This window comes from Duganella sp. CF402, from assembly GCF_900109645.1.
Taxonomy (GTDB): domain Bacteria; phylum Pseudomonadota; class Gammaproteobacteria; order Burkholderiales; family Burkholderiaceae_D; genus Rugamonas.
Genome location: NZ_FOBG01000001.1, coordinates 1,213,027 through 1,227,174, shown reverse-complemented (window position 1 = coordinate 1,227,174; position 14,148 = coordinate 1,213,027). Strand labels below are relative to the sequence as shown.

Sequence of the window (14,148 nt, the reverse complement as noted above, 5' to 3'; positions counted from 1 at the left end):
GTCCGCTTCATGACGAAGCGGGCCATTTTACATCTGAATCGCTATCTGATTACAGGCAGCAAGCCAGCATCTTGATGCAGCAGATAACGTCGCCGCAGCAGCCCGCGCTAGCGGCGAGAGCCCATGCCGAGCTGGTGAGCAAGCCGACGGCGACAACAAATTTAGTGACCTTGGATTTCATGGTGGTTTCCTTTTGAGTAGATTGAGAAGTTTGGTCTTGCCTTTGCCTGCTCGTCAGTCGGGCGGCGTCCAAACTTCAACATATCTATCAGGCGGAACCACAGGCACGTAGGCGGCGTAGTTTCTATCTGGTGGTGTCACCGGCAGCACAAACGTATTTCCGAAAGCCACATTGGGCATGACCGGCGCGCAGCCCATTTCAACACATTGAGCGATCGAACAGTCCTTCAACGGGCAGCAGGTATGGACTGAAGCCACCGCCGAAGCGGTCGCTCCCAGAACAAGTAGCCATGCCAGCAGGAGTATTCGAATTTTGCGCATGTCGTATTCTAGCTGATTAACCGATTGACAGGCCGACAGCTCAGATTTTAAGGATTGCCTGGTTGATAGCCTTCATCGATCGTTCATTGCGCTCGCTGTAGCGGTCAGTGAGGTAATCGGTCCGGCCACGCAGCAGCAGCGTCATCTTGAACAGTTCCTCCATGACATCGACCACACGCTCGTAATAACCGGATTGCCGCATGCGGCCGTGCTCATCGAATTCCTTATAGGCCATTGGGACGGAGGACTGATTGGGAATGGTGAACATGCGCATCCAGCGGCCAAGCAGGCGCAGCGTGTTCACGACGTTGAATGACTGCGAGCCGCCGCACACCTGCATCACCGCCAGTGTGCGCCCCTGGCTTGGACGAATCGCCCCCATCTCCAACGGTATCCAGTCGATCTGGTTTTTCATTACCGCCGTAATGGCGCCATGCCGTTCAGGGCTGCACCAAACCTGTCCTTCGGACCACAGACATAGCTCGCGCAGCTCCGCCACTTTCGGATGATCCTCCGGGACACTGCCCACCATCGGCAATTCCATCGGGTTGAAGATTTTCACCTCGGCGCCGAAATGCTCCAGGATGCGGGCGGCTTCTTCGGTGAGGTAGCGGCTGAACGAACGCTCACGCAGCGAGCCATACAGCATGAGGATGCGTGGCGGATGGTTCATGTCGCCGACCTGGCCAAGTTTCTCAGCGCTCGGCAAATCAAGCTGCGACGGATTAATGTTCGGAAGATTGTCGATCTTATCCATGTTTGACGCTTTACCTTAGGCCAGCTGCACGGCAAGTGCGGCCAGCGTGTGTTATGCCGCAATGACGCCGATCTTGTCCAGTTCGGCCTTCAGCTTCGCCTTGTCGTTCAGCTCAGCCAGAGGCAACGCCAGGAAGGCCTCGATCCGGGCCAGGATAATGCTGTACGTCTTCTCAAAGGCTACCGTGATTTCTTCCTCGGTCCCCACTACGTGGCCGGGATCATCCAGGCCCCAGTGGGTGCGCAATACTGGCCCAAGGTAGGCAGGGCACGTTTCTCCTGCGGCGCTGCTGCAAACAGTGACGACGATATCAGGCGTCACCGGCAGGTTGTCCCACGATTTGCTGTAGTAGCCCTCGGTCGAGATGCCTTTGCTGGCCAGCAAAGACACCGCGCGCGGATGGAGCAGGCCTGCCGGCTGGCTGCCCGCGCTGATGGCCTTTAAGCCAGCTGGTGCGAGATGGTTGAAAGTGGCTTCGGAAAGAACAGAGCGGCAGGAGTTGCCGGTGCAAAGGAACAGCACGTTATAGACTTTATCCAGCATTTGAATTCCCCAATTCAGTTAGGTGCCACAGCCCACAGGGCCACATGGGATGCCGCCGCAGCAGTTTTCGGTCAGGTAAGCAATGACTCCGTTCATGACGGCGACATCGGCCGAGTAAATAACGAAGCGGCCCTCGCTGCGTGATGAAATGAGCTTAGCGTGAGTCAATTCCTTCAGGTGGAATGACAACGACGACGGCGCAATATCGAGCTGTTCAGCGATCTTGCTTGCTGCCATGCCGTCGGGCCCAACTTGAACCAGCAGGCGAAATACCGCTAACCGGCTCTCTTGGGCGATCGCTGCCAGGGCTGTGAGAACGTCTTTGGTTTCCATGATTTACTTTCATACTTCAATAACTATTGAACTATGATACCTAATTTTATACGACAATTCAAATATTATCGAATTATTTGACTGGCGCGCCAACCGTCCTTCCCAGATCGCGAAGTATTTCGCATTCTTTTACCAGCACGGTTGTGCTGGCACGAGCACTCTGGACCGGACTAGGTGGGGATACTCCAGCAGCAGAAACGATGGGGGTGATCGGCGTATTGGCATTTGCCGCCAACGCTCTGGTAGCCTGGCTTCTCTATGCCTTTCGTGAGGGTGATGCCAACATGCGTTCAGTGTGGCTTTGCACGCGCAACGACATGCTGGGCAATCTCGCCGTTCTGGCGGCCGCGCTGGGCGTATTCGGTACCGGCGCCGCGTGGCCGGATATTGCCGTCGCTTCAATCATGGCCGTTCTCGGCCTGATATCGGCACGTGAAATTATCAACCGTGCCCGACAAGAGCTACGCTCGCTGGAGAGACAATATACGTAAAGCGTCACTACGCGGATTTCTGCCGTCCGTCGCTCTGAATGGTGCGCGCTACGCCGCGAAAATCGGCCGTGTGCAGCGTCACCGGCCGGCGCCAGACTTGCGCCACGTATTGCAGCACCTGGCCGGCCAGCGCCAGGTCCAGGCCACGGCCGTCGCGGCTGTGATCGTGGCGTAGCACCAGGCTGTGGTCGTCGTCCATGCGCTCGACGGCAATGCAGGGCGCGCCGTAGTTGTACTTGGGGCCGAGGATGGCTTCATGCACATCGTGGATATCGCGGCTGAGCACGCGGGTTTCGCCATCGGTGCGCTCCTGATAGCTGAACAGGTTTAGCTTGTCCACCAGCCTGGCGTTCAGGTGATTGCGGATGAAGCCGAAGTCGTCTTCCTCGGCGCAGATGCGGCGCGCCGTCTCGATGCCGTCGCGCTCGATAATGTCTTCCCAGATCGCGAAGCCAAGGTGGTAGGGATTGATGGACAGCGCCACGTCCTGCTCATTGCCGTAGGGGCGCACCACGTCGGAGTGCGTGCGCAGCGCTTGCAGGTACAGCTCCTGCGGCAGGAAATCGGCCTCGCGCAGCAGGCGCGCATGCCAGTAGGAGGCCCAGCCTTCGTTCATGATCTGGCAGGCGTGGACCGGATAGAAATAAAACGCTTCCTCGCGCACGGCCAGGAAGATATCGCGTTCCCAGTCTTGCAGTTCGGGGGCGTGGTGGGCGATGAACCACAGCAGGTCCTGCTCGGGATGCGGCGGCAGTTGGCGGCGCGCCGGCTTGACAGGCACGGGCGGCGTTTCGCCGGGCAGCGTTTGGTAGCGCCGATGGAAGCCGTCCGGCGGCGGGCGCGCCACGTCGGCCGGCTCGGGGTAGGGCGGGCGGTACAGCGGCTGCTGGATATCGATGTGCGGTTCCAGCGCCAGCGCCGCGTCCAGCACCGCTTCGACTGCGCGCTGGCCGTGGCGCAGCCGCGCGTCTTCCAGCGTGTGGGCGCGGGCAGCACTCTGTTCGAGGATACGGCCGCCGGCCATGCTCATGGATCGGACAAACAAGGCGTTGCGCTTGACGAAGTCGGCATGGCCGATCACGTGCGCCGTCACCAGCGTGTTTTCGGCCAGCGAGTTGGTGTCCATCATGTAGGCGCGGCAAGGGCAGCCGGGGAACATCACTTCGAAGACGCGCGAATGGCCCATGTTCTGGTGCAGCAGCTGGTGGATGTAGCGCAGGCCGAACGACCAATGATGCATGCGCACCGGCATGCCGTAGACCGCGATTTCCAGCATGAAGTTCTGCGGCACCAGTTCAAAATCGACCGGGTAGTATTCCAGGCCGAGCGAGGCGGCCAGGGCTTGCAGCCGGGTGCTGTAATCCTCCAGCGTCATGATGCGGCCTGCCGGGTCAGGAACTGGCGGAGGGCGGTGAACACGTCGTCGCCATCGGTGAGCAGGGCGCTCGACATGGGCAGGCCTTGGCGCTCGCGCTCTTTCCACAGGCGGCTCATCTCGGTGTCCTGCAGGCAAGGCATGCCGGGCAGGGTTTCCACGTAGGCCAGGTAGTTCAGATGCCCGGCCAGCGCGCCGAGCGCCGTGTTGGCCGCCATGCTGTCTTCCGCGAAGTTGTCGCCGTCCGAAGCGTAGAACAGGTAGCTGTTCCACTGCGAAGGATCGTAGTGTTGCCGCAGCAGTTCCAGCGCCAGCTGGAAGCCGGTCGAGGCCAGCGTGCCGCCGAGTCCGCTGGCTTCGAAGAAATTGCCCTCGTTGAATTCCCAGGCGCGCGCGGCATGGGCGATGAAGCGCGTGTCGATGTTGCGGTACTGGCGGCGCAAGCCATGCAAGGCCAGGAAGAAGAAGGTCTTGGCCAGTTGCCGTTCCGCCGACGACATGCTGCTCGATACGTCCAGCATGAAGATCAGCACCGCGTTGCTGCTTGGCTTGGGATGCGGCACCAGTTGGCGGAAGCGCAGGTCGTCATTGGAAAACGGCGGTGGATTGGCTTGTACTGCGCGCCGCTTGACTGCCTCCTTGACGGTGCGGCGCCGATCCAGCCGCGAGCGCGCGCCATGTTTGTCCCAGCCCGCGCGCACCACGTCACTCTGGTCGAGCACGGCCTTGCCGCGCGGTTCCAGCTGCGGCAGCTTGAGTTCTTCCCACAGCCAATCCATCACCTCATCGACCGAGAACTCCATCAGTAGCGTCATTTCGCCGCCATCGCTGCCCGCGCCGTTGTCATCGTCGTCAAACCACGGCGAGCGCAGCAGGTCGCCGGGCTGGGCCGGCCCCTGTCCCGCGCCGGTGCGGCTGTGGTCGCCGGACAGGCGGAAGCGCGCATGCTCGAGCAGCTTGAGCGGCACCCGGATGCCGCGCTGGCCGGGGCCGGTCATCAGGTCCGGCGCGGACAGCGCCTCGGGCAGATGCTGTCGCACCGCCTCGCGCACCTTGTCGTTGTGGCGCAGCCAGTCGCGCGAGCCGCGGGAAAACAAGTCGTACCAATCGGTGCGCATATCACTCCTGTGCCAGCAGCGTGGTGACGTAATTCAGCGCTTCGCGCGCACAGTGGCTGTCGTAGCCGTAATCGTCCACCAGCCGCTGCTCGACGGTGGAAATCTTGGCGCGCACCTCGTCGTCGGGGCGCTTGGACGAGCTGACCAAGCGCAGCACGTCGCGCCGCTGCTCGAACAGGTACTGCTGCAAGGCGTCGCGCAGCTGGGCGTGGCTGCCGAGGCCGAAACGCTCGCCGCGCTTGTAGGCGCTCATGGCCTTGCGCACCACCTCTTGCCGGAACGATTGCTTGCCCGAGTCGGAAATATGGATCTTTTCCTCGACCGCGCGCAGGAAACGCTCGTCCGGTCGGCGTTCCTCGTTGGTGATGGGATCGCGCACCTGCCGGTTGTCGAGCATGGCTTCGACTTCGTCGAGGTATTTATCGAGCAGGTCGGCCACTTCCTGTTCGAACGAGACGAACAGCGCCTTGTGCACATCCTCCTTGACCCAGCGGTTGTAAAACTCCTTGCGCGTGAGGACCAGATAATCGACCCAGCGCCGCTTGCGCGAGGAATCAATTCGCGCATCGCTTTCAATCGCGTCTTTCAGCGCCAGCAGCAAATCCATCGTGCTGATGCTGTTGCGCGCAGACTGGATGATGGCCTGCGACAGGCCATTGATCACAAAGCGCGGCGACACGCCGGACAAGCCCTCGTCGGGCGACTTTTCCTTGTTACGCACGCGCAGCGCCTCCGCGTGATGAACCCCATCCACGTCCTCGCCGCCGTGGATGCGCACCCGCTTGGCCAGATCGGCCTCGCGGTCCTCGCCCTCATGCAGGCGGCTCAGCACGGCAAACACGGCCGCCGCATGCAGCACGTGCGGATCCAGATGGACATCGCGGAAGGCCGGCGCCGACAGGATCAGCTTGCGGTAGATGCGCGCCTCTGCCTTGTAGTTGAGCGTGTACGGCACCTGCACGATGACCATGCGGTCCAGCAGGCCTTCGTTTTCGCTCTCCTGCAGGAACTTGCGGAATTCGGCGAGGTTGGTGTGGGCCAGGATGGTCTCGTCGAGATAGATCAGCGGGAAGCGCGCCACCTTGACGTTTTTCTCTTGCGTCAGTGTCAGCAGCAGGTACAGGAATTCGCGCTTCACCTTGAGGATCTCGATCATCTCCAGCACGCCCCGGCTGGCCGCATACACCGTGCCGGACCACGACCATGCGCGCGGATCGCCCTCGTCGCCGAATTCCGCCACCCGCGACAAGTCCACCGAGCCGACCAGGTCGGCGATATCGGCGGTATTCGGATCATGCGGTGCGTAGGTGCCGATGGCGCTGCGCCCGGCCTCGGAAATGAAGATGCGCTCAACCGGCATGCGCAGGAAATCGCCACCCAGTTCATGCTCCAGCCGCGCCCGGCAGTACGGACAGAGCTCACCGGTGGCGTCGACGCCGTAGCTTTCGCGGAAGCTGTGGCGCAAGGTGTGCGGCACCAGGTGCAGCGGCGATTCGCGCACCGGACAGCCGGCAATGCCGTACAGCGCGCCAGCCTCGGTGTAACTGTATTCCTCCAGCCCGCGCTTGAGGCGGATCACCAGCGTCGACTTGCCGCCCGATGGCGGCCCCAGCAGCAACAGCAGCCGGCGGCCCACCTCGCTGCCGGCGGCGGCTGCCTTGAAATAACCGGCCACGCGGGTGAGGGCGTCGTCAATGCCGAACAGTTCATCGGCAAACAGGCTGCAATGCAGCTTGCCGTTGTCGCCTTCCTTGCCGCTCCAGCGCAGCATGTCCCAGATGTACTGGTGCGAGCTGCGCGCCAGCTGCGCCGGCGCCGCCGGCAGCACCTGATCCATGAACTCGGCAAAACTGCCACGCCAGTGGCCGGCGCGATGCTGCCGCGTGAAGGCGGTCAACTGCTCACGAAATTGCTCCTGAGACCCGGTTTGCTGCGTGCTTGCGCTCATTACCTGCCCTCCGAAAGATAGGAGTATCGGCGCTAGCGCGGCAGCTTCGAATGATCTGCCTCAATAGAAACAGGGGAACTTTATGCGATGTGGTCCCACGGCGTGCCGGCCAGCTCGCGCACCAGGAAGTCGATCATGACCCGGACCTTGGCGCTCAGGTGGCGGCGGCTCGGGTAGACGGCCAGCACATCCATGTCGGCCATATGGTAGTCGGGCAGCACCCGTTGCAGGCGCCCGGCGCGCAAATCCTCGCCGACCAGGAAAGTCGGCTGCCAGATCACGCCCATCCCGCCGAGCGCGGCCGCGCGGGCGGTATCGCCATTATTGGTGTGCATCACGCACTGCACCTTGACCGCATGCGAGGCGCCGCTGGCGTCCAGCATCTGCCACTCGTCGGCGCTGGCGGCGTAGCTGTAGCCGATGCAGGCATGCTGCAGTAAATCGGCGGGCGTCTGCGGCATGCCGCGCTGCTGGATGTACTCAGGGGAAGCACACAGCACGTTGCGCGAAGTGGCCAGCTTGCGCGCCACATTCGAGGCGGAACCCGTGCGCGAAATGCGCACCGCCATGTCGTAGCCTTCCTCGACAATGTCGACCACGCGGTCGATCAGCGCCACGTCCAGCTGCACCTCGGGATATTCGCGCATGAACTTGGCCCACAGCGGCGCCAGGTGCAGCACACCAAAGCTGAGCGGGGCGTTGATGCGCAGCACGCCGTGCGGCTGCATGGTCGCGGAGGACACGATGGCTTCGGCCTCGGCCACGTCGTCGAGTATGGATTTGGCGCGCTCGAACAGCGCTTCGCCGCTCGACGTCAGCGACATCTTGCGCGAGCTGCGGTTCAGCAGCCGGGTTTGCAGGTGGGCTTCGAGATCGCTGATATAGCGGGTGACATTGGCAGGGGAGGTATCGAGCGCTTCGGCCGCGCGGGCGAAGCTATCGCGCTTCACCACTTCCACGAACACTTCCAGTGCGCGCAGGCGATCCATGTCGTGCGCTTAATGCGCCACGTAGTTGGCGGTGGCAGCTTCCTTGATAACGCGGTGGGCGGCGCTGCTATCGTGGGCCATACCTACCAGTCCGACTGCGGCCTGGGCGTCGCCGGCACTGGCAGCGCGTTCAAACAATTCCATCGCTTCGCGGCGCTTGGCTGGATTGGACAGGTAGCGCAGCGCCAGTTCGCGCTGGGCGACCGGCGAACCTTGCGCGGCCCACTCCTGCAGGCGGCGTTCGGCGGCAGGCTGGCCGGTAGGGCCGATTTGCATGGCGGCGGCTTCAATCACAGTCGGGGATGGAATCGCATCTTCTTGAGCCTGGCAGGCAATCAGGGCGCCGACCAGTACCAGCACCGACGATACCAATACACCAGACTTGTTGAATAATTCCATAAATTAAAACCCCAGGTGAGAGCAGTGCCAGCCCGTCCAAACGGACTTTCGACGCATTGCACCATTATACTTGCGTTCGGGCAAATTGTCGAATACGCAAGAAGGTGCGAGCCAAACTTCAGTGGAAGCGATATTAACATGAAGATTTTGCGCTTCCCGTTCAGAGTTTCCTCATCAGGGTAACATTTGTAACCATTCGTTAATGACTAAAACGGCATGGTTGCGCGCGGCCCTGCTGTGCGACGCAGCAAAGGCCGGACTTCACAAATCGTGAATGATGGGGGGAGGACTCAGCCGGCTTGCGGCGCGTTGCGCTGCAGCCAGGCCTCGGCGTCGCGCAAGACCAGTTGATACTCGGACTCAAGCGCGGCGAACAGTGCCGGGATGGCCTCCTGGCTTTGCTCGGCGATGGCTTTTTCCAGCTTGAGGGAGGCGGACACCAGGCGCTTGGCGCCCAGCGTGCCGATCGATCCGCGCAGGCTGTGGAAGATCTTGCCCGCTTCGGTCAGGCGCTGTTCGCGCAGGGCGGCGCCGGCCAGTTCAAACGGCGCCATGCGCGGGGCGCAGGCGTCGCGCACGATCTTGGCGACGACGGCCAGCGCCTTATCGTCGTTGCCCATGTATTTGATCAGGGTATCGACCGAAAAAATGGTCTCTTCTGCGGGGGATGGGCTTACTTCTGTCATGCGCTACTCCGGGATAGATTGACTTTATCCTATCATATGCGCCGTCGGCGCCAGCCGATTACTGTTGCCCGTCGTAAAACTGTTGCGACAGGGTCTGCAATGGCGAACGAGATACCGCCGGTACCGCGACATTGGCCGGTGGCGCTACACGTACCGGCCTGGCCCCGGCGTTGGCGGAATGCAACACGTTGCCGGCGACTTCAGGCGCTGCGTTCCACACCGGAGCGTCCAGGCCTTCGAATACGCTCTTCAGCTGGTGGCCCCAGGTGCTGCGGATCATCTGGAAGTATTCATTGCGCTCGTCGATGGTGACGAAGTGGGTGACTTCCAGCTTGCCGGCCTCGTACACCAGCAAGTCCAGCGGCAGGCCGACCGAGACGTTGGAGCGCAAGGTCGAATCCATCGAGATCAGCGCGCACTTGGCGGCGTCGTCAAGCGAGGTGGCCGGGGTCACCACGCGGTCGATGATGGGCTTGCCGTACTTGGCTTCGCCGATCTGGAAATAGGTGTTTTCGTCGTGCGATTCGATGAAATTACCGGCCGAGTAAATCTGGAACAGCCGGCAGCGCTCGCCCTTGATCTGGCCGCCAAAGATGATGCTGACGTTGAATTCGATCCCGAACGAGGACAGCGACGCCGCATCGCGCTCATGCACCTGGCGCACCGCCTGGCCGAGAATGCGCGCCGCTTCGTACATATTGGGCGCATTCCAGATGCTGTGGCCGTCCTCGGTTTTCAGCTCCGACACCAGCTGCCGGATCGATTGGGAAATCGATAAGTTGCCTGCGGTCATCATGACCATCATGCGGTCGCCAGGGATTTCAAACACGCTCAGCTTGCGGAACGTGCCGACCTGGTCCACGCCCGCGTTGGTCCGCGAATCGGATAAAAACACCAGCCCGGCATTCAGGCGCATGCCCACACAATAGGTCATCGTTGCTCAGTAATCATTAAAAGTGGCTTCATTTTACTGCGGCACGATCTGTACGTCGACGCTCAGCGATTCGATGCCGCCGCCGCGCCGCACGCCGCGCACCGGCGCCGCGCTGTCGTAATCGCGGCCGATGGCGATGCGGCAGTAGGCGTCGGTCATCAGGCGCGCATGGGTGACGTCGATGCTGACCCAGCCGCTGTAATCCTTGTCCTCGACCCAGGCATCGACCCAGGCGTGGCTGGCCGCATGGTCGCTGTTTTCCGGATCGATGTAGCCGGACACGTAGCGCGCCGGGATCCCGTGCGCATGGCAGCAGGCCAGGAACAGGTGAGCGTGGTCCTGGCACACGCCTTCGCCCAGCGCCAGCGCGGCGCTGGCCGTGGTGTCGACTGCGGTCGCACCGCTTTGATACCGGACCGCACCAAAAATGTGCTCGGCAAGGCACATCAGGTCGCGCGTGGTGGCCTGGCCGTCCGGCAGGCAGGACGCCGCCAGTTCAAGGATGCCGGGCGTGGCGCCGGTCAGGCGGGTCGGCACGGTGAAGATCAGCGGCGACAGGGTATCGCCGTTCTGCACCCGGCCGCGGTCCGGCGCCGTGGTCTCGACCGCGCCGTAGGCCACGATGGACAGCGCCTGGTGCGGCACGTCCATCGTCATCATGTGCGACTGGTTGCCGTAGGCGTCGGTGTAGGCGTGCACGTGGCCGGGCGTGGACAGCTGCCACGACAGCACATGCTGCTGCGGCTCCACACGCGGCGTCAGGTGCAGCTGCTGGATGGTGTAGGCCAGCGGCAGGGTGTAGGTGTAGCGGGTTTCGTGCCGTATCGTCAGATGCATAGCGTCGCCTTTGTGCTCAGGCCGCCAGCGGCACGAGGAAATCGCGGCTGACGCGGTTACCCAGTTCGTAGATATCGGCCAGGAAGCGGGTCAGGGTGTCATGCAGGCCTTCCGCCAGAATATCCTCGATCTTGCCGAACTGGAGTTCTGCACGCAGGCGGCCGGCGAAGCGTTCGGTATCGGCGGAGACGTCGTTGCGCACTTCGTGCAGATTCTGAACCACTTCATCCATGCATGCCAGCAAAGATCGCGGCATGTCGCCGCGCAGCATCAACAACTCGGCGATGCGGGCCGGGGTGATGACGTCGCGGTAGACCTTGCGGTAGATCTCGAAGCCCGATACCGAGCGCAGCATCGCGCCCCAGTAGTAGAAGTCGCGCTGGGTCATGTTCTCCCCGGTTTCCTTGGCGCCGCCGTGGTATTTGACGTCCAGGATACGCGCCGTGTTGTCGGCCCGCTCAAGGAAGGTGCCGAGGCGGATGAAATGCACCGCCTCGTCGCGCAGCATGGTGCCCAGCGTGACGCCGCGCGACAGGTGGGAGCGGTACTTGACCCATTCGAAGAACTTGCTGGGATCGGTTTCCAGCAAGTCGGACTTCAGGCGGCGCTGCATATCCAGCCAGGTCTGGTTCTGGATTTCCCACACTTCCGTGGTCAGGGTGCCGCGCACGGCGCGGGCGTTCTCGCGGGCGGCCGTCAGGCAGGCCACAATCGAGGACGAGTTGCCGGGATCGCGCACCATGAAATCGATGACTTCACGGCCTTCGAGCGAGCTGTATTTCTGGTTGAACGCATATTGCAGCTCGGAGATGCCGAGCAGGGCGCGCCACCCTTGGGCGTTCTCTTGCTCGGACTGCGGCAACATCGAGGTTTGCACGTTCACGTCCAGCATGCGGGCGGTGTTTTCGGCGCGCTCGGTGTAGCGGGCCATCCAGAACAGGTGGTCGGCGGTGCGGCTCAACATGATTATTTCTCCAATATCCAGGTGTCTTTGGTGCCGCCGCCTTGCGACGAATTCACCACCAGCGAGCCTTCCTGCAGCGCCACGCGGGTCAGGCCGCCCGGCACCATCGAGATGGTCTTGCCGGACAGGACGAACGGCCGCAGATCGATGTGGCGCGGCGCAATGCCGCTGTCGACGTAGGTCGGGCAGGCCGACAGGGCCAGCGTGGGCTGGGCGATGTAGCCGTCCGGCCTGGCGATCAGGCGCTGGCGGAAGTCTTCGATCTGCGCCTTGGTCGAGGCCGGCCCGACCAGCATGCCGTAGCCGCCGGCGCCGTGCACTTCCTTGACCACCAGCTCGGGCAGGTTGGCCAGCGTGTAGGCCAGGTCTTCTTTTTTCCGGCACTGGTAAGTCGGCACATTGTTCAGCACCGGCTCCTCCGACAAATAAAACTTGATCATGTCCGGCACATATGGGTAGATCGACTTGTCGTCCGCCACGCCGGTGCCGATAGCGTTGGCCAGCGTCACGCGGCCGGCGCGGTAGACCGACAGCAGGCCCGGCACGCCGAGCGAGGAATCCGGCCGGAAGGCCAGCGGGTCGAGGAAATCGTCGTCGAGGCGGCGGTAGATCACGTCCACTCGCTTCGGCCCGCGCGTGGTGCGCATGAACACGGTGTTATCGCTGACGAACAAATCCTTGCCCTCGACCAGTTCCACGCCCATTTGCTGCGCCAGGAAAGCGTGCTCGAAATAGGCCGAGTTGTACATGCCCGGCGTCATGACCACCACGGTGGGATCGTTGATGCCCATCGGCGCCACCGAGCGCAGGTTATCGAGCAGCATGTCCGGGTAGTGGTCGACCGGCGCGATCTTGTTGCGGGCGAACAGTTCGGGGAACAGCCGCATCATCATCTTGCGGTCTTCCAGCATGTAGGACACGCCGGACGGCACCCGCAGATTATCTTCCAGCACGTAGAACTCGCCCTGGCCGGCGCGCACGATGTCGACCCCGGCAATGTGGGCGTAGATGTCCGACACCACGTTGATGCCTTGCATCTCCGGCCGGTACTGGGCGTTCCTGTAGATTTGCTCGGCCGGGATAATGCCGGCCTTGATGATGTTCTGGTCGTGGTAAATATCGTGGATGAACATGTTCAGCGCCTTGACGCGCTGGACCAGCCCGGTCTGCAACTGCTGCCACTCCGGCGCCGGAATGATGCGCGGGATGGTATCGAAAGGAATCAGCCGTTCGGTGCCGGCATCGTCGCCATAGACCGCAAAGGTGATGCCGACGCGGCGGAAAGTCAGGTCGGCCTCGGCGCGCTTGCGTTCGATGGTTTCCTCCGACTGGCGCTGCAGCCAGCCGCAGAACTCGCGGTAGTGTTCACGTATTTCAGCGCTGGCGTTGTGCGCCAGGCCATCAGCGGTCATTTCATTGAAGAATTTAGCCATATCGAACATTCCCTGTTGAGCACGTTTACTCTTCTATCAAGAAACGTGCCAGTGGGAATGCTCATTTTTGGTGCAAGGCTTGCTGGCGATAGCGTTCGATCTGGCCGCTGTCGCGCATCTTCTTGATGACGGCGGCAAGGCGCGGCGCCAATTGGCTGTGCCGGCGGTTGAGATAGGCGTGGACCGGGCCACGGTCCATTACCGCCAACTTGCGCACGCCGGCGTCACGGAATTCGGCGGCTAGCAGCAGCGATTCCACAGTGTCCTCGACGTCCACGTAGATATCGGAGCGGCCAAGGACGAGCTTGCGCAGGCCGGTCTCGGCATTGCGCACCTCGGACAGGTTGGCGGGCGGCACCACCGCCGCCAGCTTGCGGGCGATGATGGGATAGCCCAGCCGGTGCTCGACCCGGTAGCCGGTGTCGCGCAGGCTGTCGTAGCGGGGCTCGAGCTTGATGTCGGCGCGCACGGCGTAGGCGATGGTGTTGGCGAACAGCGTGGGCTCGGGCACGCGAATCAGGTTGGGGTGGGTGTCAGCGTATTCGAAGCTGCGTGCCAGCTCGCCGTCGACATTGTCGGCGGCCGATTCGGCGGCAGCACGGGCGGCGGGGAAGGTACGGATTTCCAACTCGATGCCGAGTTGCTGGAAGGCGTCGCTGTAGATCAGTTGCAACCAGCGCGCGGCAAACCCATCCCGATTACTGACCAGGCTGGCCATGACGATGCGACGCGGCTCGTCGGCCCAAATTATCCCGCCGGGCAAGGCGGACAGAGCGGACAGGGTGATGCCGGTGACGAATTGCCTGCGCTGCATGGCCGGTCCTGCCTGAGTCGATGACC

General features: G+C 62.3%; 17 protein-coding genes. 1 reads left to right on the top strand and 16 read right to left on the bottom strand.

Annotation, left to right across the window (positions count from 1 at the left end):
* Nucleotides 1-49 precede the first annotated feature (49 nt).
* Genes BMZ70_RS29095 through BMZ70_RS05525 form a run of 5 tightly spaced genes read right to left on the bottom strand, consistent with a single transcriptional unit; the run spans nucleotide 50 to nucleotide 2,134 of the window.
* Nucleotides 50-181: a hypothetical protein gene (locus tag BMZ70_RS29095; protein ID WP_255372215.1), complete on the bottom strand. Its 132-nt coding sequence runs from the start codon at nucleotides 179-181 to the stop codon at nucleotides 50-52.
* Nucleotides 182-234: 53 nt separating this feature from the next.
* Complete coding sequence (locus BMZ70_RS27885) at nucleotides 235-501, bottom strand: hypothetical protein (RefSeq protein WP_130300898.1); 267 nt, start codon at nucleotides 499-501, stop codon at nucleotides 235-237.
* 40 nt (nucleotides 502-541) lie between these two features.
* Entirely contained in the window at nucleotides 542-1,258 is a 717-nt protein-coding gene (gene arsH, locus BMZ70_RS05535) for an arsenical resistance protein ArsH (protein ID WP_092271005.1), read from the bottom strand.
* A 51-nt stretch (nucleotides 1,259-1,309) separates the two neighbouring features.
* Complete coding sequence (locus BMZ70_RS05530; RefSeq protein WP_092271002.1) at nucleotides 1,310-1,801, bottom strand: arsenate reductase ArsC; 492 nt, start codon at nucleotides 1,799-1,801, stop codon at nucleotides 1,310-1,312.
* An 18-nt stretch (nucleotides 1,802-1,819) separates the two neighbouring features.
* Nucleotides 1,820-2,134 (bottom strand): ArsR/SmtB family transcription factor, encoded by a 315-nt coding sequence (locus tag BMZ70_RS05525; RefSeq protein ID WP_092270999.1) that lies wholly within the window; start codon nucleotides 2,132-2,134, stop codon nucleotides 1,820-1,822.
* Nucleotides 2,135-2,334: 200 nt separating this feature from the next.
* On the opposite strand from BMZ70_RS05525, the gene BMZ70_RS05520 reads away from it, so the two are divergent.
* Nucleotides 2,335-2,625, top strand: a complete 291-nt coding sequence (locus BMZ70_RS05520) for a cation transporter (RefSeq protein ID WP_175500758.1) — start codon at nucleotides 2,335-2,337, stop codon at nucleotides 2,623-2,625.
* Between the two features lie 7 nt (nucleotides 2,626-2,632).
* Here the strand turns inward: BMZ70_RS05520 and BMZ70_RS05515 are convergent, their stop codons facing one another.
* From BMZ70_RS05515 to BMZ70_RS05465, 11 genes are all read right to left on the bottom strand, one after another.
* A complete protein-coding gene (locus BMZ70_RS05515) occupies nucleotides 2,633-4,000 on the bottom strand; it encodes a SpoVR family protein (protein WP_092270997.1) in 1,368 nt (455 codons plus the stop codon).
* On the bottom strand, nucleotides 3,997-5,118 hold the full coding sequence (locus tag BMZ70_RS05510) for a DUF444 family protein (RefSeq protein WP_092270994.1): 1,122 nt from the start codon (nucleotides 5,116-5,118) through the stop codon (nucleotides 3,997-3,999). The genes BMZ70_RS05515 and BMZ70_RS05510 overlap by 4 nt, the downstream gene beginning before the upstream one ends.
* Nucleotide 5,119: 1 nt before the next feature.
* Complete coding sequence (locus tag BMZ70_RS05505) at nucleotides 5,120-7,066, bottom strand: serine protein kinase (protein ID WP_092270991.1); 1,947 nt, start codon at nucleotides 7,064-7,066, stop codon at nucleotides 5,120-5,122.
* Nucleotides 7,067-7,146: 80 nt separating this feature from the next.
* A complete protein-coding gene (locus BMZ70_RS05500) occupies nucleotides 7,147-8,055 on the bottom strand; it encodes a LysR family transcriptional regulator (RefSeq protein WP_092270988.1) in 909 nt (302 codons plus the stop codon).
* A 9-nt stretch (nucleotides 8,056-8,064) separates the two neighbouring features.
* The gene (locus BMZ70_RS05495) at nucleotides 8,065-8,454 is read right to left on the bottom strand and encodes a hypothetical protein (protein WP_092270985.1); all 390 of its coding nucleotides are present in this window, start codon (nucleotides 8,452-8,454) and stop codon (nucleotides 8,065-8,067) included.
* 290 nt (nucleotides 8,455-8,744) lie between these two features.
* On the bottom strand, nucleotides 8,745-9,140 hold the full coding sequence (locus BMZ70_RS05490; protein ID WP_092270982.1) for an Hpt domain-containing protein: 396 nt from the start codon (nucleotides 9,138-9,140) through the stop codon (nucleotides 8,745-8,747).
* Between the two features lie 58 nt (nucleotides 9,141-9,198).
* Nucleotides 9,199-10,074, bottom strand: a complete 876-nt coding sequence (locus tag BMZ70_RS05485; protein WP_092270979.1) for a proteasome-type protease — start codon at nucleotides 10,072-10,074, stop codon at nucleotides 9,199-9,201.
* 33 nt (nucleotides 10,075-10,107) lie between these two features.
* Complete coding sequence (locus tag BMZ70_RS05480; protein ID WP_092270976.1) at nucleotides 10,108-10,911, bottom strand: transglutaminase family protein; 804 nt, start codon at nucleotides 10,909-10,911, stop codon at nucleotides 10,108-10,110.
* A 16-nt stretch (nucleotides 10,912-10,927) separates the two neighbouring features.
* Nucleotides 10,928-11,875, bottom strand: a complete 948-nt coding sequence (locus BMZ70_RS05475) for an alpha-E domain-containing protein (RefSeq protein WP_092270973.1) — start codon at nucleotides 11,873-11,875, stop codon at nucleotides 10,928-10,930.
* A gap of 2 nt (nucleotides 11,876-11,877) precedes the next feature.
* Nucleotides 11,878-13,308 (bottom strand): circularly permuted type 2 ATP-grasp protein, encoded by a 1,431-nt coding sequence (locus BMZ70_RS05470; protein ID WP_092277586.1) that lies wholly within the window; start codon nucleotides 13,306-13,308, stop codon nucleotides 11,878-11,880.
* A gap of 61 nt (nucleotides 13,309-13,369) precedes the next feature.
* A complete protein-coding gene (locus tag BMZ70_RS05465; RefSeq protein WP_092270970.1) occupies nucleotides 13,370-14,122 on the bottom strand; it encodes a transporter substrate-binding domain-containing protein in 753 nt (250 codons plus the stop codon).
* Nucleotides 14,123-14,148: the final 26 nt, after the last annotated feature.